This window comes from Microbacterium sp. NPDC087592, from assembly GCF_044743585.1.
Taxonomy (GTDB): Bacteria; Actinomycetota; Actinomycetes; order Actinomycetales; family Microbacteriaceae; genus Microbacterium.
Genome location: NZ_JBIUWT010000001.1, coordinates 857,799 through 878,700, shown reverse-complemented (window position 1 = coordinate 878,700; position 20,902 = coordinate 857,799). Strand labels below are relative to the sequence as shown.

Genomic DNA, 20,902 nt, shown 5'->3' with positions numbered 1-20,902 from the left:
AGCGCGGTCAGCGCGTGGCGGCCGCGGCGTCGGCGAGGTGCCGCGCGTTGTGGCTGAGCACCTTGACGATGATGCCGTGGCGGCGCAGTTCTGCGACCGTCCTGGCGCCCTCGTCGCTGTCGCGACCGAGCGCGGCGATCGACACGACCACCAGCACGTCTCCGGGGCGCAGGGTGCCGATCAGGCGGGTGAGACGGTCGCTCCAGCTCTCCAGGATGTCGGGGGCCGGGTGGCGGAAGCCCTCGATGGGCACGCCGAAGCGCGTGAGGTCGGCACGCTGCTCCACGACCGACGGCATGTCGTCGCGGGAGACCACCAGGCCCACCAGGCGTGAGCCGTCGGGGCGGGCGAGCCAGAAGTTCCGGTTCTCCTGCAGCTCCGTGAAGCACTTCGGGCACACGGCCGCGTCATGCGGAAGGTGCAGCGGGCTCGTCAGGGCAGCATCAACGGATGCCGTCGTCGTGGGTTCGATCGTCTCGCTCATCGCGCACCTCCGCGTTCCATTCTGCCCTGTCGCGGGTGCGGATGCAGACCGTTATCAGGGGGTGCCGTTGTTCGCCGAGTCCGTGATCTCGGCTTCCTGCGTCTCGAATGCGGTGGCGGAGTCGCGGGCGACCACGCCGGCGCCGGCGGTCATGCTCTGCAGCTGCAGGAGAGAGGCCTTGGCCCACATCGCCCAGGTGTCGGCGGCGGCCGAGACCGTGGAGCTGCCGCAGCCGGCGAGGGAGAGGTCGACGTCGAGGCTCATGCCCCATGCCGTGCTCTGGAGCGTGCTGCCGGTGGCGCCGACGGCTTCGGAGTCGAACTGGAGATCGGTCATCACGGCACCTTCACATCGTCGGGAGAGTAGGTCTCGGTCGGGTCGGGCTGGGGGTCGAAGAGGGCGATGCTCGCGCCTGCGACATCGCAGTCCTTCGTCGTGACGGAGTCGGTCTCGACGAGGTGGGTGTCACCGTCGCGGATCACGCGGTAGACGACCTCTCGTCCCTCGGCGGGCTCCGGCGCGGTGGTGCGGTCGGCGTCCAGATACCAGTCCTGCGCCTGGCAGACGGTCACGAGCGCCTCGTCACCCTGCTCGTCGACCGAGAGCGGGATCATCGGCACCGGGCCGGGGTAGGTGAAGAACCGGTCGGCCTTCGCCTCGTCGCGCTGCCACTGGGCGGCCGCATCGATCGCGTCTTCGGTCGTGGTGTCCTGCAGCTCGTCGGACGTGTAGTCGCGGGTGAAAGCGGCGATGCTGAGGGCGGTGTCCGATGCGCGGACCGCCTGCACCCAGGGGCTCGACTCGAGCTCACCCGAGGGCTCGCCCGACTGCCAGCTGACCGACGGCGGCTCGACCGCTGCGGGGGTGCACCCCGTCAGTGCGATGCCGATCGCCGCGATCCCGACCACTGTCAGACCCATGAGTCGACGCCTGTACTGCATTCTCAATGCCCCTCTGCCCACGACGAGCTGGCCTCGACGCCTCGCTGATAGTCCGCCAGCATCTCCTCGGCCAGATCGGTCGCCTCTGCCGGGGAGAGCCCCTCCGTCATGCCGAGATCGGCGAGCATCTGCTCGATCGTGTTGATCATCGCGATCTCGCGGCCGGAGGCGCTGTTCTGCTGCTCCTCCAACAGTACTTCGTGCGAATTGCCCCACGCCGCCTCGGCATTGCCGAAGCCCCAGTCGGAGACGCCGCCGATGACGGCATCCTGCACGACATCGATTGCGACGCTGCCGCCCTCGACGAGGACGTCGCCGACGGCCGGGATCGGGATCAGCCCGACGACCGTGCTCACGCCGTCGATGGCCTCCTGGACGGCCGCATCGTGGCGTCCGGCCTCTCCTAGCGCGGCGCCCTCCCCCGATCCGTCGAGCCAGCCCTGCAGCTCGACGACGCGCTCGAGGGCGTCCGCAGCGAAGGCGCTGCCGGGAGGAGCGAAGTCGGCGAGCGCGATGAGCGCATCCTGGTACTGACGCACCGACTGGGAGATGACATCCGCGCCGGCCGACGGCGAATCCCCATCGCTCCAGGTCGCGGTGCCGAGAAGCTGGGACAGCTGCGCCTGCGTGACGTTGGGGATCGAACGCGGGTCGGTCGTCCCGATGAGTGCGTCCTGGATCGACAGCGCACTCGCGGTGCGGGGGTCGCTCTCGCTGAGGTTCTCCGAGAAGTACGGCATCGCGACGGAGATGCCCTCTGCGATGCGCACCTGTCCGATGCTCGTGAGGTTCTCCGGCAGGAAGCTCTCGTTAGTGGTGAGCTCCCGCACGATCTGGGTGGTGAGCTCGGCCACGCGGTCCCAGGTCTCCGGGTTGTACGTGTGCGTCGCGTCGGCAGGGCCGCCCGCGGCCTGCTGCGCACCGGCCCAGAGCGCGCCCGGACCCTCGAAGCCGTCGCCGCTGCCGTCGGCACTCCAGTCGCGGTCGGCGTACCAGTACTCGACACGTCCGGGGCCCAGGTCGCCGTCGCCGTACGGGTCTTCTCCGGTCGCCGTGAGCCAGTCCAGTGCCGCGTCGGGGTAGGTGCCGAGCGTCGAGAAGACGCGGCCGGCGAGGTCGTCGACGCGGTTGCCGTTGAGCCCGGTCGTCTCGCCCTCGAGCTGCGCGAGGAAGCGACCGCCCGCGTTCGGCGAGGTGTCGTACCAGCCGCCGTTCTGCATGCTCATCGGGTCGCGTTCGATGCGGTCGATCTCGTCGGCCATGGCCACCGTGAGGTTCACACCCAGCGGGTTGTTCTTCTCGTCGGAGAAGAGGAAGCCGATCGCCGCGACCGCGCCGCCCACGGTCGAGGAGGCGCCTTCGAGCAGGCTGTCGGCGAAGTCGCTCGAGGTCGACGGCATCCAGATCTGGGAGCCGGTCGACAGGCCCCCGCGGATCATGGTCGCGAGCGCGAGTGCCGCTGCGGGGTCGAAGCCCTCGGTGATGGCCGCGTCACCCAGGTTGTCGATCATCGAGACGGTGCTCTCGCCGCCGACCTCGAGGAAGAACTGCGACATCACGAACGTGTCTTCGCCCCAGACCGAGAAGAAGTCCTGCAGGGCCTGCACGTTCTCGTCGGTGACGTCGCCCTCGGCGATCTCGTCGGCGAGGTTCGCGAACGCGTCTCCGAGGTTCTCGAAGGTGAGGTCGTCGATGTCGTCGATGCCCGCGGCGCTCAGCGCCGACTGCATCTGGTCCCACCGCGCCGATGCCGGCGGCTGGAGCGCCGTCGTGAGCGTGCTGTCGGCGGTCTCGCGCTGGTCGGCGAGGGTGCGCAGCTGCTGTGCGGCCATCCGCATGTCGTACAGGCCGGGCTTGTTCCCGCTCGGCACCCAGAGGTTCGACCCCAGGGTGGCATTCGGCGCGTTGGGGGTGAAGGCCGACGGCAGGAACGGGCTGTCCTCCTGCTCCGCGGCCTTCCACGTGGCGTAGCCGGTGGCGTAGGCCTGGTGCGCCGCCGTGGTGGCGACGCGGATGCGGTCGACCTCGGTGGCGTAGGCGGAGAGGGCCGACTGCACGGCGGCGAACTCCGTTTTGAGCTCATCGCACAGGGTCTGCGGCTTCGCCAGCGACGTGCGGAACGCGGCGCCCGCGTCTCCGGCCCAGATCTCCTCGGTTGTGCCGGTGGCGGCGTTCGACAGAGCCGTACGCACCGTCTCGGTGCCGGTGTTCCGGTTGCTGACGCGTGTCGCGGCATCGTTGACCGCCCCGGTGTTCCCCCGGCCCGGATGCAGTTCGTCCCACTGAGTCATGTCGTGCGCCCCTCCTCGACGGTGTTCCCGTCCCCCAGCAAATCTAGCGGGGGTGACGAAGACCGGCGATGGGCAGAACTCCCCATGCGCCTCACCGCTCGTGCGCGGTCAGGCGATCACAGCATGCCGAGGGCGCGCACGGCTTCGCGTTCGTCGACCAGCTCGGCCACCGAGGCGTCGACGCGGGCGCGGGCCCAGTCGCTCAGTTCGAGGCCTTCGACGATTCGCCACTCGCCGTCGACAGAGCGCACGGGGAACGACGAGATCAGACCCGCAGGAACCCCGTACTCGCCGTGCGAGACGACGCCGGCCGAGGTCCAGTCGTCGGTGCCCTGCACCCAGTCGCGCACGTGGTCGATCGTCGCGCTCGCCGCGGATGCCACGGACGACGACCCGCGCACCTGGATGATCTCGGCGCCGCGCTTGGCGACGCGCGGGATGAAGGTCTGATCGAGCCAGGCCGGCACGTCGCCGACGATCTGCTCGAGAGCGTCGCCGACCGGCTTCCCGCCGACGGTCGCGTGCGAGATGTCGGGGAACTGCGTGGCCGAGTGGTTTCCCCAGATGGGCACCCGGCGCACGGTGTGCACCGGAACGCCGAGCGTCTGCGCCAGCTGGGCACGAGCGCGGTTCTCATCGAGCCGGGTCAGGGCGGTGAACCTCTCGGCGGGCACGCCGTCGGCTGCCGCGGACGCGATCAGGGCGTTGGTGTTGGCGGGGTTGCCGACGACCGTGACGCGTACGCCGGATGCCGCGTTCGCCGCGATGGCCGCGCCCTGCGGGCCGAAGATACCGGCGTTGGCCGCGAGCAGGTCGGCGCGCTCCATGCCGGGGCCGCGCGGGCGGGCGCCCACGAGCAGCGCGAGGTCGGTTCCGTCGAAGCCCACAGCGGCGTCATCCGTCACCTCCACGTGCTCGAGCAGCCCGAACGCGCCGTCCTGCAGCTCGAGCGCCGCACCCTCCGCGGCGCCGAGTCCCTGCGGGATCTCCAGCAGCCGCAGCCGCACCTTCTCGTCCGGTCCGAGCAGGTCGCCCGCCGCGATGCGGAACAGGAGTGCGTAGCCGATCTGTCCGCCCGCGCCGGTGATGGTGATCGTGGTCGTCATGCCCCGAGCCTACGACCGTTCGGCCGGTCTCCGCGCGGAGTACCCTCGACGCATGACCTTCAATCCCGACGCCGACATCTCGGGCAACACCACGCGTCGACGCGGCCGCACCGGAGCCATCGCGGGCGGCGTGGGTGTGGGCGTGCTCGGCATCATCGCGCTCATCGCCGGACCGCTGCTCGGGATCGACCTGACCGGACTGATCGGCGGCGGCGCGCCCGGCGGCGGCAGCGAACCGGCCGGGGGATCGGTCATCGAGAACTGCGAGACGGGTGCGCAGGCGAACGCCGACGTCGACTGCCGCATGGCAGGTGCGCAGCTCGTGCTCGACGAGTTCTGGGCCGACGAGGTCGAGGGCTATCGCAAGCCCGGATTCATCGTGGTCGACGGGGCGACGAACACGGCCTGCGGTACGGCATCCAACGCGGTCGGGCCGTTCTTCTGCCCCGGCGACGAGACGGTCTACATCGACCCGACCTTCTTCCAGCTGATGCAGGAGCAGTTCGGCGCATCCGCCGGCGAACTCGCCCAGCTGTACATCGTCGGGCACGAGTGGGGGCACCACATCCAATGGATCACCGGGGTCATGGACGATTACCCGAACAACGGCACCGGTCCCGGAAGCAATGGCGTCCGCACGGAACTGCAGGCCGACTGCTACGCGGGTGCCTGGATCGGTCGGATCTCAGAGGAGACCGACAGCAAGGGCGTTCCGTACCTTCAGCCGACCACCGAGAAGCAGCGCATCGATGCCCTGAACGCGGCGTTCGCGGTCGGTGACGACCACATCCAGGAGCAGTCCGGCTTCTCGAACCCGGAGAGCTGGACGCACGGCTCCAGCGAGCAGCGGCAGCGCTGGTTCGCCGAGGGGTATCAGAACGGCCTCGGCGTCTGCGAACAGGTGCTGACGCTGCCGACCGACCAGCTGGATCCATAGCCGCAGCGTGACCCGCTAGCGTTGACGATGAAGTCTGCACGACCGGCCGGGGGACCGAAGATGAAGAAGACGGATGCGCTGTATCCACCGATCGAACCGCACGAGACGGGGGAACTGCTCGTCGGCGACGGCCACCGCGTGTACTGGGAGGTCAGCGGCAACCCCGATGGTAAGCCGGTGGTGTTCCTGCACGGCGGGCCCGGCAGCGGCACCTCGCCCTGGCAGCGCCGGTTCTTCGACCCGAAGGTCTATCGCATCGTGCTGTTCGACCAGCGCGGCTGCGGACGCAGCACGCCGCACGCGAGTGCGCCGGATGCCGACTTCCGGTACATCACGACCGCGCACCTGATCGCCGACATCGAGCTGCTGCGCAAGAACCTCGGCATCGAGAAGTGGCAGGTTTTCGGCGGGTCGTGGGGGAGCGCCCTCGCGCTGGCGTACGCGCAGGCGCATCCGGATGCCGTGACCGAGCTCGTCCTCCGCGGGATCTTCACGCTGCGTCGCGTCGAGCTCGAATGGTTCTACGAGGGCGGCGCCGCCGCGCTGTTCCCCGACCTCTGGGAGAGCTTCCTCGCGCCGATCCCCGTGCTCGAGCGCTCGCACATGATCGAGGCCTACCACCGGCGGCTGTTCGATCCGGACCCCGCTGTGCACGTGCCTGCCGCGATCGCCTGGTCGACGTGGGAGGCGGCGACCGTGACGCTGACGCCGGATGCCGCGCAGATCGGCGCGATGTCCGACCCCGAGAAGGCGACCGCGTTCGCCCGCATCGAGAACCACTTCTTCGTCCACCGCGGCTGGTGGGAAGAGGGGCAGCTGATCGCCGGGGTCGACGTCATCCGCCATATCCCGACCGTCATCGTCCAGGGGCGGCACGATGTCGTGACACCGATGATGACCGCGTGGGACCTGCACCGCGCCTGGCCCGAGGCCGAGTTCGTCGTGGTCGACGATGCCGGGCACGCGGCCACCGAGCCGGGTACTCAGAAGGCGCTGCGCGCCGCGACCGACCGCTTCGCCCGCGCCGCCCGCTGAGCCTCAGGCCTGCAGCGCCTTCGTCAGCGTCTTCAGGAGTCCCACGACGCCGCCGTTCGCGCGGTGGCGGGTCAGCCCCTCGCTCACGGCCGCCCCGGTGCGCGCCGACACGAACCACGGCGGCTTCGGCAGGATCGTGAGGCGTCCGCCGCCGTTCGCGATCGGCAGCGATCGGGGGAACGGGCGGAACGGTCCGCGGAGCACCGAGCGCTCCACCCCGTCGAGCAGCAGCGCGTTGTGCACCACGCCGATGCCGCTGCCCACGTCGTCGATGGTGCCGCCGGGGAACGCGCCCCAGGTGAGGGTCGGGGTGATGAACGCGAAGGCGGTCCAGCTGTTGATCGCGATCGAGCCGTAGTGGAGCGCCGCGATGGCCCGCTCGAAGCCGGCGCCGAGCGCCTTCTCGGTCGCCGGGTCGATCAGCAGGTTCGCGCCGAGGGTGCCCTGGAGCTTGTCGTTCGCGTGGGCCACGGCGGCATCGAGGAACTCCTGGCCGGTGCCCGCAACGGTGACCACGCCCAGCACCGGCGCGAAGTACTCGGTGGTCTCGAGCGCAGCCGCGTCGTCGTCGGCGTCGATCTCGACGAGCAGCCGGTCGCCCAGCACGAGCGCGTCGGGGTAGGCGTCGGTCGCGAGCTCCATGCGCGAGGGAGAGCCGGGGTACCAGATGGGGCGCTCCGGGGCGTTGGCGTATGCACGTCGCAGCGCGGCGCGGAACGCGTCGGCCTGGTCCCAGTCGGACGACATGATGACGACCTGGCCGGCGATGCAGTTGTGGCCGGAGTTCTGCAGGCGCATCGTTGCGATGTGCTCGGCCTGATACGTGAGGTCGGCATCGGTCCAGGCGCCGGGTACCACGATGATGGGGGAGACTCCCCCGAGCTCGGCGGTGATCGGCTTCTTCAGCTGCGGGCGGTTCTCGCGCCGGCGGCGCTTCGTCGCTGCTGCGCCATCGCCCTTCGACGGCCCCCAGACGATCGTGTCGAAGGTCGCGGCAGACCCGGTGATGTGCACATGCACCAGGTCGGGATGGCCGGTGAGATAGGCGCCGACCGCCGGCCCGCCGCGGACGATGCGGAGCAGTCCCGGTTCGACGAGGGGCGCGAGCGCGCGCTTGTATACCGGCACCAGAGCATCCTGCGTGGGGTTGACCTTCAGCAGGGCGGTGCGGTTGTGGGCGAGCAGTTCGTACAGCACGTCGAGCACCGGGATCGAGGTCACGTTGCCGGCTCCGAGCACGAGTCCGACTCCGCCCGATTCGGTGGGGGTGCGCTGGGCGAGGCCGGCGCCCGCGCGCGCGGCGCTCGGGGTGATGCCGGGCTCGAGCCACACTTCGCCGGTGAAGCCGGACAGCAGGAACCTGTCGATGCCGGTCAGGGGGAAGGCGTGCACGCGCGTGCGTCCGCCCGGAGCGCGGTCGATGGCGATGCCGTCGAGCGGGTTCGCGCCCTTCGCCAGACGGGAGAGCGTCTCGATGTAGGCGTCGAGCGCGCCGAGCACGCTGTAGGGTCCGCTCAACCACTCCTCGCCGCGCAGCGGGTGCTTCCCGTCGAGCCCCTTGGAGGCGGCGGCCGTGTTCGCCCAGTCCTCGGCGGTGGCGGCGACGCTCGTGCGCACCGCGCGCAGCAGCGTGACCCGTTGCGCCACGGTGAGGGCGGACCACGTTCGCGCTCCGGCCTGCAGGTCATCGATCGCGGTGGCGAGTCGTTCCTGCTCGCCCTCGCTCAGCGACGCCGGCCCTGCCGTCGGTGTGCTCTTCGAGGCGGATGCGGGGGCGGGGGCTGTGCTCGCAGAAGTCATCGGCGTCTCCTTCGGACGGGATCCCAGCTTAGGCGTCGGAGGTTCCGACGGCCTCGATGTCGGCGCGACGGAGGCGGTAGTGCCGCAGCGTCAACAGGCTCGCGGCCATCAGCACGGCGGGAAGGATGCTGAAGCTGAGCACGATGCCCGTGATCGCGGCCTCCGGCTGCTCGACCGTGGCTCCGGCGACGGTGGAGATGTAGCCGGTCGCGGCGAGGGTCAGCGACACCGCGGTGGCGCCGAGCGCGAAGCCGACGGTCTCACCCGCCGTCCATATGCCGGTGAACGTTCCTGCCTGTCCCGGCCCGCTCGTGCGCTCGTCGTGCGAGATCACGTCGGGCAGCATGGCCATGGGCAGCGACTGGAGCCCGGCGTAGGCGATGCCGGCGACGGCGACCGAGGCATAGATCCAGGCGCCGGGCACCCAGACCGCGAACACGAGCGTCGCTGCGGCGGCGGTGAACAGGACGCTGGCCATCGCGAACGCCCGTTCCTTGCCGATGCGCCTCGCGATGACGGTCCACACCGGGGTCGCGAGGAGCGCGGGCCCGACCAGGGCGACGAACACGAACGTCACGGCGTCCTCGCTACGCAGCACCCACGTCGCGACGTACTGCGCGCCGGCGAGCATGGTCCCCGTGGCCAGTGCCTGCAGCACGAACGTACCCAGCAGTGCGCGGAACGGCTGGCTGCGCTTCAGGGCCCGGAAGCCCGACATGTACTGATCGCGCCAGGTCGAGTCGGCGATCGCGGCGGCCGGGGCTGCCACGGTGCGCCGGGCGGCGATCGTCGCCGTCCGGGAGGCGATCAGCATGCCGATCCCGATCACGACACCCGACGCGATGCCCATCAGGAGGTACCCCAGGACGGGGTCGTCGCCGGCATTGCGCAGCGCGGGGCCCCCGGCGCCGAACAGCAGGATCGCCGCGGTGAGCACGACCACACGCCAGCCCAGCAGACGGGTGCGCTCGTCGTAGTCGGCGGTCAGCTCCGCGGGCAGCGCGACGTACGGCACCTGGAAGAGGCTGAACGCGGTCGCCGTGGCGAGGAACGCGAGCAGCACGCTGATCGCCCCGGCGACCGGGCCCCAGGACGGCGGGACGGCGAACGTGAGGGCGAAGAACAGCGGGAGGGCCAGGGCGCCGGTCACCATGAACCCGCGACGGGATCCGGTGCGGGCGAGCTGACGGTCCGAGGCCGCGCCGATCAGGGGGTCGATCAGCACATCCCAGATCTTGGCGGCCGTGACGATGAGTCCGGCCGCCAGCGCGGCGACACCGAGGTTGTCGGTGAGGAAGTACGTCAGCACCAGCCCGGGCAGGGTGGCGTAGCCGCCGGTCCCCAGCGACCCGATCGCGTACAGCACGATCGTGCGCGGGGAGAGGCGGACGGATGCTCGTTCGGGCCGAGCCTCAGTGCTCATCGCGCCAGTGTAGCGGCGCGGTGCGCACCGCTCAGATCAGTGCGAGCTCGCGCAGCTTGGACTCGACGTCGGCGTTCGACGGCTCGACGTGGTGCGAGGCGTCGGGGTACACGACGACCGGGATGTTCGTGCGACCCGAGATCTCCTTCGCGACGTCGGCGGCGGCGGGCTCGGCGACGAGGTCGACGTAGGTGTACTCGACACCGAGCGCATCGAGCTGCTTCTTGGTGCGGATGCAGTCGCGGCACCAGTCGGCGCCGAACATCGTGATGGTGTCGGAGGCAGGAGAAGTCATGCCTCCAGCCTACGTCCGCCGGGATGGGGGGGCGCTGAGCGTCAGGCGGATGCTCAGCGCCCGGTGTCCACTTCGGCGGGCAGATGCTCGACGGGGATCACGACCACGTCCTGCATCTTCCAGTCGATGTCGGAGATCCCCTCCGCGGCGGCGGTGAGATCGTCCAGCGGCACCTTTCGCCGATGGGGCACGACGAAGGCCTCGATGTGGAAGACCTGACCCTGATCGCGCATCCGGACGCCGGCCTGCGCGACCCAGGGCCGACTCCGCAAATACGACACGATGTCGGCGGCGAGTGGGTGCGGGTGTTTGCTGTCGTAGGTGCGGGCGCGCTGATCCATGAGGTCGACCACGGCCGTCTTCGTGTTGCGGAAGCCGTCCCAGATGATGCCGAGGGAGATGAACAGGGCCGCCGCGCCGTCCAGCCACCACGCCCCGACGCCGATGCCGAGGACGCCGATCACCGAGGCCACCGTGGTCTGCCAGTCGGCCTTCGCCATGTCGGCGTCGGCGTAGAGCAGCTTGTTGTGCAACACGGGGGCGAGTTTCGACTTCGCGGGGCCGTAGAAGAACACCGGCCCGATGATCACGACCACCATGACACCCACCATGAGCCAGCCGAGCCAGATCGTCTGACCGAACAGTTGCACGGTGCCGATCGTGGGATGCTCGGCCGCGATCAGTCCGGTGACGGCCTCGACGGCGAGGTTCAGCCCCACGGCGAGGAGGGCGACTCCGGCGACGAGATGCCCGACGCCCATCGCGCGGTGCAGTCCGTAGGGGTGCTTCTTCGTGGGACGACGACGTACGAAGATCAATGCCGTCAGAAAGGCGAACTGCGGGATCAGGGAGAGCATGTCCTCGATCCAGGCTGTCCGCATGGCCTGCGACTCGCCGACAACGAGGGCGATCACCGCGATCGTGATCGACGTGTAGACGATCGTGAAGACCTCCCACCTCACCGCGCGACGAACGGCTCGCGCCTGTTCGGGCGGCAGCGTGGTCCGACCGAACTGCCGGGTCTCCGTCATCCGCCGACCTCCTCATCGAGGAACGCCTCCAGCGTCGAGAGGAAGGCGTTCTCGCCGAGCGGCACCAGCATCACGAGCTCACGCCCGTCGGCGCCGCCGATCCCGCGATAGCCTCGCGTGACACCGGCCTTGTCGATCCACGGGGTGTCGGGGGTGATGCCGCCGGCGATGAGGTCGAGGTCGCCTGCCTCGAGTTCCGTGACCAGCGTCTCCTCGGAGGCGACTGTCCACTCGGTGTCGGCGTCGATGCTGTCGGCGAAGCGGTCGACGAGCTCGACGATCGTGCCGGAGGGGTCGCCGTCGCCCACATCCACCAGGTCGCCATCCGGGGAGGTGCCGACGCGCAGTACCCCTCCTGTGACCGAGGCGAGGGTGCCGTCGGGGTCGGTGGGGATCGTGAGGCCGCACCCCGCGAGGAGCGCGACGACGACGAAGCCGGCGACGGCGGATGCGGAGCGTCGAGTGCGGCGCCGGTGCGGTCTTTCGGATCTGTCCACGCTCCGAGAATCCTCCGCGCGGTGTCGTCCTGCAAAGGCGTTGACGGGTGGCTCCGTCGAGCGCTACGGCGGTGGAGATCCCCGCTCATCCCTTGTGGGTAAGGGTACCCTTACCTATACTCGAATCCATGAGCAGCGCATGCGAGCACCTGCAGGATCCCGACTGGGACGACATCGAAGGTGCCGTGCTCATCGCCGGTGACGCGGCCGATGCCGGCATCATCGCGAGCATCGCCGCGCGGCTGCCGTGGGACGCGCAGGGCGTGATCCTCCTCGAAGCCGCGGCGCGTATCCAGTTCCGTCACATCGACGTGCCCGAGGGGGTGTCGGTGCGCTGGTTGGTGCGCGGTGACGGCATCCGTGCGCACACGCGTGGCGAGCGACTGGCGAACGCGGTGCACGCGTGGTGCGTCGAGTGGACCTGCTCCGAGCCGCCGTCGCAGTGGACCGTCTGGCTCGGGCCGCACACGCCGCCGCATGTCGCGCGGATGGCGCGCAGCCTGCTCGGCGTCGCGAACTGACCGCTCGGCGACGATCCGCTCAGGCGCTCAGCGCACCGAGGCCACCGCGGGAGCGTTCGCGCCCGCGGTGATCGCGTCGAGGGCGCGGCGCAGCGATGAGCTCGACGTGTGCGCCGTGTACGGGAAGTACACGACCTCGACCCCGACCTCGGCGAACTCGCTCTCCAGGCGCAGCCCCTTGTCGGTGCCTCGCCAGTCGTCGCCCTTGAAGAAGTGCGTGAACTGCACGTCGCGCCACGAGTCCATCTTCGACGGCGTCGTCTCGACGTAGACGTCGTCGACGAACGAGATGTGCTTCACGATCTCCGCACGCTCCGCCGTCGGGATGACGGGCTCGATGCCCTTCACCTGACGCAGCATCTCGTCGCTGACGACGCCTGCGATCAGAATGTCGCAGTGCTGCTTGGCGTGACGAAGTAGATTCAGATGCCCGACGTGAAACAGGTCGAAAGCACCAACGGCATAGCCGATACGCGTCCCCATGATCTCCCCAGATCAGTAATTCCCCAGTAAGCGGATCCCCATCCGCTTCGCGACTCCCACAGCCGCGGTTCGACAGTCTAGCAGGTCTGGGTTTCGTTCCCCACAGCAACCCATGGAACGATGGAGGCCGCACGCGGTGCGTGCGCGGAACAGGGGGCTGACGTGGGGACACCGGTCACGGTCATCGTGCCGACGTTCAACGAACGCGAGAACGTCGCTGAGCTGGTCGCCCGCACAGCCGCCGCGCTCGCCGGGTGGGAAGCCGAGATCCTGTTCGTCGACGACAGCACCGACGACACCGCGGCCGAGGTCGAACGGGTCGCGGTCGACGCCCCGATCCCCGTGCGGGTCATCCACCGAACCGACAACACCGGCGGTCTGGGCGGGGCCGTGGTCGTCGGGCTCGAAGCCGCGGCAGCCGACGTCTGCATCGTGATGGACGGGGATCTGCAGCATCCGCCGGAACTGCTGCCCGTGCTGCTCGAATGTCACGCCGAAGGGGATGCCGACGTCGTCGCGGCGTCGCGCTACATCGGCGGAGGCGACACCAGCGGGCTCGGCACAGCGGTGCGCTTCGGCGTCTCACGCGCGGCGACCTGGCTGACGAGGGCGATGTTCCCGATCCGTCTCGCGCGCAGCACCGACCCGATGACCGGCTTCTTCCTGGTCGACCGGCGTCAGCTCGACCTCACGGCGCTCCAGCCGCAGGGCTTCAAGATCCTCCTCGAGATCCTCGCGCGCAACGACCTGCGCATCGCCGAGGTGCCGATGGAGTTCGCGGAGCGCCGGCATGGCACCTCGAAGGCGAGCCTGCGTCAGGGGGCGACCTTCATCGCGCACCTCGCCCGCCTGCGCTTCGGGAAGATGTCGCTGTTCGCGCTCATCGGCGTCATCGGCGCGGCCGCGAACCTCGGGATCATGTGGGCACTCACCGCCGCCGGCGTGCCCTACGTCTGGGCGGCCATCATCGGCGCCGAGGTCACCATCATCGGCAACTTCCTGCTGCAGGAGCGGTTCGTGTTCGCCGACATGCGCACGGATGCCCGCGCCCTCGGCATCCGCTTCGCCAGCTCCTTCGCGTTCAACAACGTCGAGGCCGCGCTGCGCATCCCGGTGATGGCGCTGATGGTCGAGTCCTGGCACATCTCGAGCGTGCTCGCGACGGCACTCTCGTTGATCGTGGCGTTCTTCGCCCGGTTCCTGTTCCACTCGCTCGTCGTCTACGCGCCGCAGCGGCGGCGCAAGGGCGATGCCGCGGGGGCCGAGCCGCCGACGGACACCGCCGCTCTGCGGGTCATCCGCGCGATCGATGCCGAGGCGATGAAGCCGGGCGAGCTCTAGCTGCTCGCGCCGAGGTACGTCTCGAGGGCGGCATCCGCATCCCGCGGCGTCCATCCCGTCGCCTCGATGCGGCCGAGGTCCAGCACGCTGTTGAGCGGACGCGGGGCGATCGGGCCGGCCTGGTCGGCGAAGTACTCCGTGGTGGTCACGTCGGTCACGCCGGAGGGATCATGCCCGGTCAGGCGGTACACGGCGCGCGCGATGTCGGCCCACGAGCGCGGCTCTCCCGCGCCGGTCACGTTGTAGACGCCGTAAGGAGCGGCGGTCGACAGCAGGTGCAGGATCGCCGAGGCCAGATCCTCGGTGAAGGTCAGGCGCCCGATCTGGTCGCCGACGACCCGCGGTGCGATACCCCGCTCGGCGAGCGAGGCCATCGTGCGCACGAAGTTGCGCCCCTCGCCGATGACCCACGACGTGCGGACGATGTAGTGCCGCGGCACCGTCGCGACGACGGCGTCGCCCGCGGCCTTCGTCTGGCCGTAGACGCCGAGCGGGCGCACCGGGTCGGACTCCGTGTACGGGCCCGCCTTCGTGCCGTCGAACACGTAGTCGCTGGAGACGTGCACGAGCGTGATGCCGTTCTCGGCGGCGATGCGTGCCAATGCGGTCACGCCGGTGACGTTCGACGACCAGGCGTCACCGCGGCCGTCGTCGGTCTCGGCGAGATCGACCGCGGTGTAGGCAGCGGCGTTGATGATCGCGCGATAGTCGCGCCATCGTCGCGCCGTGGCGAGGTCGTCGGCACGCAGGTCGAGGGTCTCCCGCGTCGTGTACTCCACGTGCTCGGCGTCGCCCAGCGCGGCGCGCAGGGCGAGTCCGAGCTGGCCCGCGCCGCCGAGGACGAGGATCTTCTTCGGTCCGATCGGCGTCACATCGGCGAGGCGCGGGTGCGCGAGGTCCTTGGCCGACACCTCGACGTCGGCGAGCGGGATCGGCCACGCGATGGCCGCGGTCTCATCGGCGAGGTTGAGGAACGAGTACTCCGCGTCGGGCGACCAGTGATCGTTGACGAGGTAGGTGTAGGCCGTGTCCGCCTCGAGCGTCTGGTACGAGTTGCCCACGCCGCGGGGCACCAGGATCGCGCGCGACGGATCGATCTCCGTCGTGAAGACCGTGCCGAACGTGTCACCCGCGCGAAGATCGACCCAGGCGCCGAAGATCTTCCCGGTGGCGACCGACACCCACTTGTCCCAGGGCTCCGCGTGGATGCCGCGCGTGGTGCCGACCGCGTCGTTGAACGAGATGTTGTTCTGAACGGGGCCGAAGTCGGGGAGACCGGCGGCGACCATCTTCTCGCGCTGCCAGTTCTCCTTGAACCACCCACGCGAATCCCCGTGCACCGGCAGGTCGACGACGAGCAGACCGGGGATCGGCGTCTCGGTGACCGTGAGCGCCTTGCCGAACTCCGTCATCACTGGCCCTTCGCCGCGTAGAACGACTCGGTCGCATCCTTCGCAGGCGCCCACCAGTCCTCGTTCTCCCGGTACCAGTCGATGGTCGAGGCGAGCCCCGACTCGAAGTCGGAGAACTGCGGCGCCCAGCCCAGCTCGGTGCGGAGTTTCGTGGAGTCGATCGCGTAGCGCAGATCGTGGCCCGCGCGATCGGTCACGTGGTCGTAGGCGTCCGCGGGCTGTCCCATCTGCGTGAGGATGAGCTCGACCACCGACTTGTTGTCCTTCTCGCCGTCGGCGCCGATCAGGTACGTCTCACCGATCTCGCCCTTGTCGAGGATCGTCAGGACGGCCGACGAATGATCGTCGGCGTGGATCCAGTCGCGCACGTTCTGGCCGGCGCCATACAGCTTCGGACGGATGCCGCGCAGCACGTTGGTGATCTGACGCGGGATGAACTTCTCGACGTGCTGGTACGGCCCGTAGTTGTTCGAGCAGTTCGAGATCGTCGCCTGCACTCCGAACGACCGCACCCACGCGCGCACCAGCAGATCGCTGCCCGCCTTCGTCGACGAGTACGGCGACGAGGGGTTGTACGGGGTGTTCTCGGTGAACCGCTGCGGGTCGTCGAGTTCGAGGTCGCCGTACACCTCGTCGGTCGAGATGTGGTGGAAGCGGCGCTCGTGCCGACGTGCGGCCTCGAGCAGCGTGTAGGTGCCGATGATGTTCGTGTCGAGGAACGGCCGCGGGTCGTGCAGCGAGTTGTCGTTGTGCGACTCCGCCGCATAGTGCACGACCGCGTCGGCCTTCGCGAACAGCCCGTCGACGAGCTCGGCGTCGGCGATGTCCCCTTCGACGAGCTCCACGCGGTCGGCGGGGAGGCCTGCGAGCGATGCCCGGTTTCCGGCATAGGTCAGCTTGTCGAGCACGGTCACGTGCGCGTCGGTGTGCTCCACGACATGGTGCACGAAGTTCGATCCGATGAAACCGGCGCCGCCGGTCACGAGCAGCCGGGTCATCGCTTGCCTCGTTCCAGGAGCTCGAGCAGGTAGGAACCGTACCCGGATTTCACCAGGGCTTCGGCGCGCACGCGCAGTTCGTCGTCGTCGAGGAAGCCCTGGCGCCAGGCCACTTCTTCGGGCACGCCGATCTTCATGCCGGTGCGGCGCTCCATCGTTCGCACGTAGTCGGCGGCATCCGTCATCTGGTCGAACGTCCCGGTGTCGAGCCAGGCGGTGCCGCGGGGCAGGACCTCGACCTGGAGCTTGCCGCGCTCGAGGTATTCGCGGTTGACGTCGGTGATCTCGTACTCGCCGCGAGTGCTGGGAGCCAGGTTGCGGGCGATCTCGATCACATCGTTGTCGTAGAAGTACAGGCCGGGCACCGCGTAGTTGCTCTGCGGATGCTTCGGCTTCTCCTCGAGCGAGATTGCCTGGCCGGCATCGTCGAACGCGACGACGCCGTACGCCTCGGGCTCGGCGACCCAATAGGCGAAGACCGCGCCGCCGTCGATGTCGGCGAAGCGCTTGAGCTGCGTGCCGAGGCCGGGGCCGTAGAGCAGGTTGTCGCCGAGGACGAGTGCCACGCTGTCGTCGCCGATGAAGTCCGCGCCGATCGTGAACGCCTGCGCGAGCCCGTCCGGCGACTCCTGCTGGGCGAACGTCAGCGAGATGCCGAACTGGGAGCCGTCTCCGAGGAGTCGTTCGAAGTGGGCGGCGTCATGGGGCGTGGTGATGACGAGGATGTCCCGGATCCCGGCGAGCATCAGCGTCGACAGCGGGTAGTAGACCATCGGCTTGTCGTAGACCGGGATGAGCTGCTTCGAGACTCCCAGTGTGATCGGATGCAGTCGCGTGCCCGAACCGCCCGCCAGAATGATGCCCTTCATGATCCCCCTCGTGAAAACGTCGATGTCCATGGTGGCGTCACAGAAGGGACGGCCATCCCCTGCCGTCCGACGACCCCCACAGTCGTACGTCCGACTCTACCGGGTCCCCTCGTCGCAGGGCGAGAGGATGCTGTGACCCCCGCGGTGCCGAGCTCAGCGCGTGCCCTGCCGAAACCGGTCCTTGTCAGGAGTAGCCCGGAGGTACATAGTTGGCTCGTGGAATCCGAGGGTGGTGCCTCGCTGTCTCTCACTTGGGCTCATCGTGCCGAACAGTCGGTGCCGGCCTGGGAGCGGAGCCATGCCAGGGGAGAGGTCCCGAGCGTCTGGCCCTACGGACTGGATGCGCTGCGTGATCATGCGGCCGTGGAGGTGGTCGATCTCCCTCCCCCCGGTCGGGTCGCTCGTGTGCGAGCACGTCTGGGCATCGGACCTCGCCCCGTCGATGGCCTGGCCGTGACGTGGGACGAGAACACCGCGTATCGCCTGCAGATCCTGCACCCGCACGCCCGCTTCGCCACCGGGGTGATCTGGCTCACCGACATGGCGCAGGCAGGTCCCGCTCCGGCCCGCCTGCTCTCGATGCTGAGCGGGGCCGAGTCCACGTGGGTGCTCAGCGAAGCGCAGGTCGACCCGCTTCGGCGCCTGCTGGGGCGCACGGGGCCGCGGGTCTTCCCGATCCCGTTCGGCATCGACAGCGACTTCTTCGGCGCGCAGCCCTTCCCGACTCAGCAGCGGATCGTCAGCGTCGGCAACGACCGTGACCGCGATCCGGCGACGCTCTACGCCGCGCTCGCACGCGTGCTCGCTGCGCGGCCGGGCACAGAGGTCGTGGTGCAGACCTCTTCTGATCTCGCACCGCCCGAGGGGGTTCGGGTGGTGCGGCATATGCCGCACGCGGAGCTTCGAGATCTCTATGCGACCGCCAGCGTCATCGTCGTCCCGACCAGGCCGAACCTGCACGCCTCGGGGATGACGGTTGCTCTGGAAGCGCTCGCGACCGCCCGCCCGGTCGTCGTCTCAGACACGCCCGGCATGAGTCAGTACGTGAGCGAGGGGCGCACCGGACACCTGGTGCCTCCGGGGGATGCGGAGCAACTCGCGGATGCCATGCTGCAGCTGCTCGAGGACCCGCAGCGCGCAGCCGAACTCGGGCGGAACGGCCGGGCCGAGGTGGAGCGCAGCTTCACGACGCAGATCATGGTCGCGGCCCTCGTGCAGGGGCTGCTGCAGCGGGTGTGATCGTGGTGGTCGCGCCCCGACCCCGCGGCGCGATGCCGCTCAGCCGCGTCGACGCTTGAGGGCGACGCCTTCGCGGAACGCATCCCGGTGCGCCGGGCCGGCATCCACCCACTCGCGTCGGGAGAGGTCGGGTGACCCGGTCAGCGTCGATGCGGCGCGCCAGGCCTCGACGACCGTGGGTGCATCGAGGTCGCCGTCGTACATGAGCACCCACGCGGCGCCCACTTCGCGCGCCAGCGCCTCGTTCGCTTCGTTGCGCGGCACCAGTACGGGGCGCGCCATCGACAGGGCGGCGAGCACACTGCCCGAGTTGTGCATGAACCGGTACGCCAGCACGATGAGCTCGGACGAGGTCGCGAGCTGGACGAGTTCCGCATCGCTCAGGAAGTCGAGGTGCAGCTCGACACCGGGGAGGCTCGCGGTCCGCGCCCGGAGGTCGTCGCCGAGCTCGGGGGTGGACGGGCGCCCGCCGATCTTCAGGCTCAGCGTCGGCTCGGTCGTGACGGCCTCCGCATAGGCGTCTATGAACCCTTCCAGGCCCTTGTAGCGGCGGACCCCGCCGAATGATCCGAGTCGACCGGGTACCCGCTCGGCGGCCGGGAACTTCGCGTACCAGTCGCGGTAGTGCCCGTGCAGGATCAGGCTGTGCGGCGTCCCCGGCGGGAGCGGCGTCGTCTCGTTGATGACGATCCGGTAGTCGGTGTGGCGATCGATGAAGCGCAGCAGCCACAACCGCGGCGCGTTGTCGTCGGGGAGCTCGATGTTGTGCACCGTCCGCACCACGGCGATCCGCCGCGAGAGTCGGTGCCGGAAGACGAGCGCGGTGGTGAGGAGGAACTTCCCGGTGGACTTCCACCAGGTCGAGCCGTGCAGTTTGGCCTCCGGCCAGTGCCAGTGGAAGGCGTCGTAGCGCCCGAAGAGCGCCGTGCCCCACGAGAAGCGCAGGCGCTCGAGCCCTTCGGTGGACCCCAGAGCCTCGTCGAGCATCTTGTTGTACGGGTTCGTGGTCGCACGCGGCGCGCCGAGCGACTGCATCACGCGGATGGTGGAAGCGGTCTCGGTCATGGTGGTGTCATCCTCCGATGGGCGACGGTACTCGTCGTAGCGGCGACCGAGAGCGGCCGCGATCGTGCCGCGACCTCGGTGCACGAGGCGCGTGCCTCTGGCGTGGTGGGTGATGTTGCGGGTCAGTGCGCCGAAGGCTCGTCGCAGACCGCCGACGATGATCCTGGCGACACCGCCGACCAGGGCGCGAACGCGCAGGACCCCTCGTCGCGCCCGCCCCTCGGTGAGCTGCAGCTGGATCCGGGTGCCGGCGTTCGCCGAGCTGAATGCGCGCTGCGCCGCCCACGCCCGGCTGAGTCGCGCGGCGACGACGAGGTCTTCGGTCTCGGACTCGTTGCACCAGACGATCAGGCCGCCGCGCTGAGCCAGCTGCCGGGAGAACAGGGTGTCCTCGCCGCCGCCGAGCCCCAGCGACGGATCGAAGCGCAGGCCGAGCCGGCGGATGGAGCGCAGATCGAGCAGGAGGTTCCCCGCGGCCGCGACCTGCAGGACCGTACCCGTCTTCCTCGGCGGTCGCCGGAATGTGCCCGAGGCGAGCAGCCAGGGATCGACGTCCTCGTCGAAGACGGAGATGACGCGTCCCATCACCGCGTCGGCTCCGTGCTCGCGCCAGACCGTGAGGAGAGAGGAGAGCCAGGCCTCCCGCGGGATCTCGTCGTCGTCGATGAAGGCGAGGAGGTCGCGGTCGCCGCATTCGTCGAGGATCCGGTTGCGAGCGGCGACGATCCCCGCCGTCGGCTCGACCACGTACCGGACAGGGAGTCCTGTGCCGGTGGCCACCTCGCGTGCCGACCCCTCCGGGTCGTTGTCGACGACCAGCACGTCGATGTCGAGACCGAGGTCGGCACATTCAGCGATGCGCGACGGCAGGGTTCGCAGCAGTGCCTCCAGGAGGTCCGGCCTCCGGTAGGTGGGTATGCCGATCGTCACTGCGATCATGTCGCTCGATTCCGGTCCCCTGGTCATCCGCACCATCCCCATGGCAGTCTCGCGCCTTCACTCCGGCGCGGGCCTCATCGTACCGTGATCCCCCTGAAGCCCCTGCCCGGAGGCGTCTCTCGCGTATAGTCGTTCTCCTGGGAGTCGACGTCGGTCGCGACTCTGGGGAATTCGGCCGGCGACCCGAGGTGATCC

At 69.5% G+C, this 20,902-nt stretch carries 20 protein-coding genes; 5 read left to right on the top strand and 15 right to left on the bottom strand.

Annotated features, from left to right (window positions below):
• Nucleotides 1-7: 7 nt before the first annotated feature.
• The 5 genes from ACIOTO_RS04250 to ACIOTO_RS04230 all read right to left on the bottom strand — a co-directional run bounded on the left by ACIOTO_RS04250 (nucleotide 8) and on the right by ACIOTO_RS04230 (nucleotide 4,822).
• The gene (locus ACIOTO_RS04250; protein WP_400856688.1) at nucleotides 8-484 is read right to left on the bottom strand and encodes a recombinase family protein; all 477 of its coding nucleotides are present in this window, start codon (nucleotides 482-484) and stop codon (nucleotides 8-10) included.
• Nucleotides 485-538: 54 nt separating this feature from the next.
• Nucleotides 539-820 (bottom strand): hypothetical protein, encoded by a 282-nt coding sequence (locus ACIOTO_RS04245; protein WP_400856686.1) that lies wholly within the window; start codon nucleotides 818-820, stop codon nucleotides 539-541.
• Nucleotides 820-1,404, bottom strand: coding sequence for a hypothetical protein (locus tag ACIOTO_RS04240; RefSeq protein ID WP_400856684.1), 585 nt, complete (start codon nucleotides 1,402-1,404; stop codon nucleotides 820-822). The genes ACIOTO_RS04245 and ACIOTO_RS04240 overlap by 1 nt, the downstream gene beginning before the upstream one ends.
• Before the next feature lie 23 nt (nucleotides 1,405-1,427).
• Nucleotides 1,428-3,716 carry a DUF6571 family protein gene (locus ACIOTO_RS04235; protein ID WP_400856681.1) on the bottom strand — a complete coding sequence of 763 codons (2,289 nt, stop codon included), beginning with the start codon at nucleotides 3,714-3,716 and terminating at the stop codon, nucleotides 1,428-1,430.
• A gap of 116 nt (nucleotides 3,717-3,832) precedes the next feature.
• Nucleotides 3,833-4,822: a malate dehydrogenase gene (locus tag ACIOTO_RS04230; RefSeq protein ID WP_029262890.1), complete on the bottom strand. Its 990-nt coding sequence runs from the start codon at nucleotides 4,820-4,822 to the stop codon at nucleotides 3,833-3,835.
• Nucleotides 4,823-4,874: 52 nt separating this feature from the next.
• Between ACIOTO_RS04230 and ACIOTO_RS04225 the strand changes: the two genes are divergently transcribed.
• Nucleotides 4,875-5,759, top strand: coding sequence for a neutral zinc metallopeptidase (locus tag ACIOTO_RS04225; protein ID WP_400856679.1), 885 nt, complete (start codon nucleotides 4,875-4,877; stop codon nucleotides 5,757-5,759).
• Nucleotides 5,760-5,786: 27 nt separating this feature from the next.
• Complete coding sequence (gene pip, locus ACIOTO_RS04220) at nucleotides 5,787-6,794, top strand: prolyl aminopeptidase (protein ID WP_400856677.1); 1,008 nt, start codon at nucleotides 5,787-5,789, stop codon at nucleotides 6,792-6,794.
• A 3-nt stretch (nucleotides 6,795-6,797) separates the two neighbouring features.
• Here the strand turns inward: pip and ACIOTO_RS04215 are convergent, their stop codons facing one another.
• From ACIOTO_RS04215 to ACIOTO_RS04195, 5 genes are read right to left on the bottom strand one after another with little or no spacing between them, the layout of a single operon-like run.
• Nucleotides 6,798-8,594 carry an aldehyde dehydrogenase family protein gene (locus ACIOTO_RS04215; RefSeq protein ID WP_400856675.1) on the bottom strand — a complete coding sequence of 599 codons (1,797 nt, stop codon included), beginning with the start codon at nucleotides 8,592-8,594 and terminating at the stop codon, nucleotides 6,798-6,800.
• Between the two features lie 28 nt (nucleotides 8,595-8,622).
• Complete coding sequence (locus tag ACIOTO_RS04210; RefSeq protein WP_400856673.1) at nucleotides 8,623-10,017, bottom strand: MFS transporter; 1,395 nt, start codon at nucleotides 10,015-10,017, stop codon at nucleotides 8,623-8,625.
• A gap of 31 nt (nucleotides 10,018-10,048) precedes the next feature.
• Nucleotides 10,049-10,312: a glutaredoxin domain-containing protein gene (locus ACIOTO_RS04205; protein ID WP_029262885.1), complete on the bottom strand. Its 264-nt coding sequence runs from the start codon at nucleotides 10,310-10,312 to the stop codon at nucleotides 10,049-10,051.
• Nucleotides 10,313-10,365: 53 nt separating this feature from the next.
• Complete coding sequence (locus ACIOTO_RS04200) at nucleotides 10,366-11,343, bottom strand: cation transporter (protein ID WP_400856670.1); 978 nt, start codon at nucleotides 11,341-11,343, stop codon at nucleotides 10,366-10,368.
• Complete coding sequence (locus ACIOTO_RS04195) at nucleotides 11,340-11,840, bottom strand: hypothetical protein (RefSeq protein ID WP_400856668.1); 501 nt, start codon at nucleotides 11,838-11,840, stop codon at nucleotides 11,340-11,342. The genes ACIOTO_RS04200 and ACIOTO_RS04195 overlap by 4 nt, the downstream gene beginning before the upstream one ends.
• Before the next feature lie 128 nt (nucleotides 11,841-11,968).
• On the opposite strand from ACIOTO_RS04195, the gene ACIOTO_RS04190 reads away from it, so the two are divergent.
• Nucleotides 11,969-12,361, top strand: coding sequence for an SIP domain-containing protein (locus ACIOTO_RS04190; protein WP_376103026.1), 393 nt, complete (start codon nucleotides 11,969-11,971; stop codon nucleotides 12,359-12,361).
• Nucleotides 12,362-12,388: 27 nt separating this feature from the next.
• Here the strand turns inward: ACIOTO_RS04190 and ACIOTO_RS04185 are convergent, their stop codons facing one another.
• Nucleotides 12,389-12,844: an adenylyltransferase/cytidyltransferase family protein gene (locus tag ACIOTO_RS04185; RefSeq protein WP_029262881.1), complete on the bottom strand. Its 456-nt coding sequence runs from the start codon at nucleotides 12,842-12,844 to the stop codon at nucleotides 12,389-12,391.
• A 120-nt stretch (nucleotides 12,845-12,964) separates the two neighbouring features.
• Here ACIOTO_RS04185 and ACIOTO_RS04180 point away from each other — a divergent pair, with 120 nt between their 5' ends.
• Entirely contained in the window at nucleotides 12,965-14,185 is a 1,221-nt protein-coding gene (locus ACIOTO_RS04180; protein ID WP_400856667.1) for a glycosyltransferase, read from the top strand.
• Here ACIOTO_RS04180 and ACIOTO_RS04175 read toward each other — a convergent pair.
• From ACIOTO_RS04175 to rfbA, 3 genes are read right to left on the bottom strand one after another with little or no spacing between them, the layout of a single operon-like run.
• Complete coding sequence (locus ACIOTO_RS04175; RefSeq protein WP_372468305.1) at nucleotides 14,182-15,597, bottom strand: sugar nucleotide-binding protein; 1,416 nt, start codon at nucleotides 15,595-15,597, stop codon at nucleotides 14,182-14,184. The genes ACIOTO_RS04180 and ACIOTO_RS04175 overlap by 4 nt on opposite strands.
• Nucleotides 15,597-16,595 (bottom strand): dTDP-glucose 4,6-dehydratase, encoded by a 999-nt coding sequence (gene rfbB / locus ACIOTO_RS04170; RefSeq protein ID WP_400856664.1) that lies wholly within the window; start codon nucleotides 16,593-16,595, stop codon nucleotides 15,597-15,599. The genes ACIOTO_RS04175 and rfbB overlap by 1 nt, the downstream gene beginning before the upstream one ends.
• Nucleotides 16,592-17,464, bottom strand: coding sequence for a glucose-1-phosphate thymidylyltransferase RfbA (gene rfbA / locus ACIOTO_RS04165; RefSeq protein WP_400856662.1), 873 nt, complete (start codon nucleotides 17,462-17,464; stop codon nucleotides 16,592-16,594). The genes rfbB and rfbA overlap by 4 nt, the downstream gene beginning before the upstream one ends.
• Nucleotides 17,465-17,680: 216 nt before the next feature.
• On the opposite strand from rfbA, the gene ACIOTO_RS04160 reads away from it, so the two are divergent.
• Nucleotides 17,681-18,703 carry a glycosyltransferase family 4 protein gene (locus ACIOTO_RS04160; protein ID WP_400856661.1) on the top strand — a complete coding sequence of 341 codons (1,023 nt, stop codon included), beginning with the start codon at nucleotides 17,681-17,683 and terminating at the stop codon, nucleotides 18,701-18,703.
• Nucleotides 18,704-18,742: 39 nt separating this feature from the next.
• Here ACIOTO_RS04160 and ACIOTO_RS04155 read toward each other — a convergent pair whose 3' ends face one another.
• Nucleotides 18,743-20,734: a glycosyltransferase gene (locus ACIOTO_RS04155; protein ID WP_400856660.1), complete on the bottom strand. Its 1,992-nt coding sequence runs from the start codon at nucleotides 20,732-20,734 to the stop codon at nucleotides 18,743-18,745.
• Nucleotides 20,735-20,902 lie beyond the last annotated feature (168 nt).

Coding starts and splice junctions, on each gene's coding strand:
- rfbB (WP_400856664.1), bottom strand. CDS start 16,595: ATGACCCGGCTGCTCGTGACCGGCGGCGCCGGTTTCATCGGATCGAAC.
- ACIOTO_RS04230 (WP_029262890.1), bottom strand. CDS start 4,822: ATGACGACCACGATCACCATCACCGGCGCGGGCGGACAGATCGGCTAC.
- rfbA (WP_400856662.1), bottom strand. CDS start 17,464: ATGAAGGGCATCATTCTGGCGGGCGGTTCGGGCACGCGACTGCATCCG.
- ACIOTO_RS04215 (WP_400856675.1), bottom strand. CDS start 8,594: ATGACTTCTGCGAGCACAGCCCCCGCCCCCGCATCCGCCTCGAAGAGC.
- ACIOTO_RS04200 (WP_400856670.1), bottom strand. CDS start 11,343: ATGACGGAGACCCGGCAGTTCGGTCGGACCACGCTGCCGCCCGAACAG.
- ACIOTO_RS04225 (WP_400856679.1), top strand. CDS start 4,875: ATGACCTTCAATCCCGACGCCGACATCTCGGGCAACACCACGCGTCGA.
- ACIOTO_RS04245 (WP_400856686.1), bottom strand. CDS start 820: ATGACCGATCTCCAGTTCGACTCCGAAGCCGTCGGCGCCACCGGCAGC.
- ACIOTO_RS04235 (WP_400856681.1), bottom strand. CDS start 3,716: ATGACTCAGTGGGACGAACTGCATCCGGGCCGGGGGAACACCGGGGCG.
- ACIOTO_RS04180 (WP_400856667.1), top strand. CDS start 12,965: ATGGAGGCCGCACGCGGTGCGTGCGCGGAACAGGGGGCTGACGTGGGG.
- ACIOTO_RS04185 (WP_029262881.1), bottom strand. CDS start 12,844: ATGGGGACGCGTATCGGCTATGCCGTTGGTGCTTTCGACCTGTTTCAC.
- ACIOTO_RS04175 (WP_372468305.1), bottom strand. CDS start 15,597: ATGACGGAGTTCGGCAAGGCGCTCACGGTCACCGAGACGCCGATCCCC.
- ACIOTO_RS04210 (WP_400856673.1), bottom strand. CDS start 10,017: ATGAGCACTGAGGCTCGGCCCGAACGAGCATCCGTCCGCCTCTCCCCG.
- ACIOTO_RS04240 (WP_400856684.1), bottom strand. CDS start 1,404: ATGGGTCTGACAGTGGTCGGGATCGCGGCGATCGGCATCGCACTGACG.
- ACIOTO_RS04205 (WP_029262885.1), bottom strand. CDS start 10,312: ATGACTTCTCCTGCCTCCGACACCATCACGATGTTCGGCGCCGACTGG.
- pip (WP_400856677.1), top strand. CDS start 5,787: ATGAAGTCTGCACGACCGGCCGGGGGACCGAAGATGAAGAAGACGGAT.
- ACIOTO_RS04250 (WP_400856688.1), bottom strand. CDS start 484: ATGAGCGAGACGATCGAACCCACGACGACGGCATCCGTTGATGCTGCC.
- ACIOTO_RS04155 (WP_400856660.1), bottom strand. CDS start 20,734: ATGACCAGGGGACCGGAATCGAGCGACATGATCGCAGTGACGATCGGC.
- ACIOTO_RS04190 (WP_376103026.1), top strand. CDS start 11,969: ATGAGCAGCGCATGCGAGCACCTGCAGGATCCCGACTGGGACGACATC.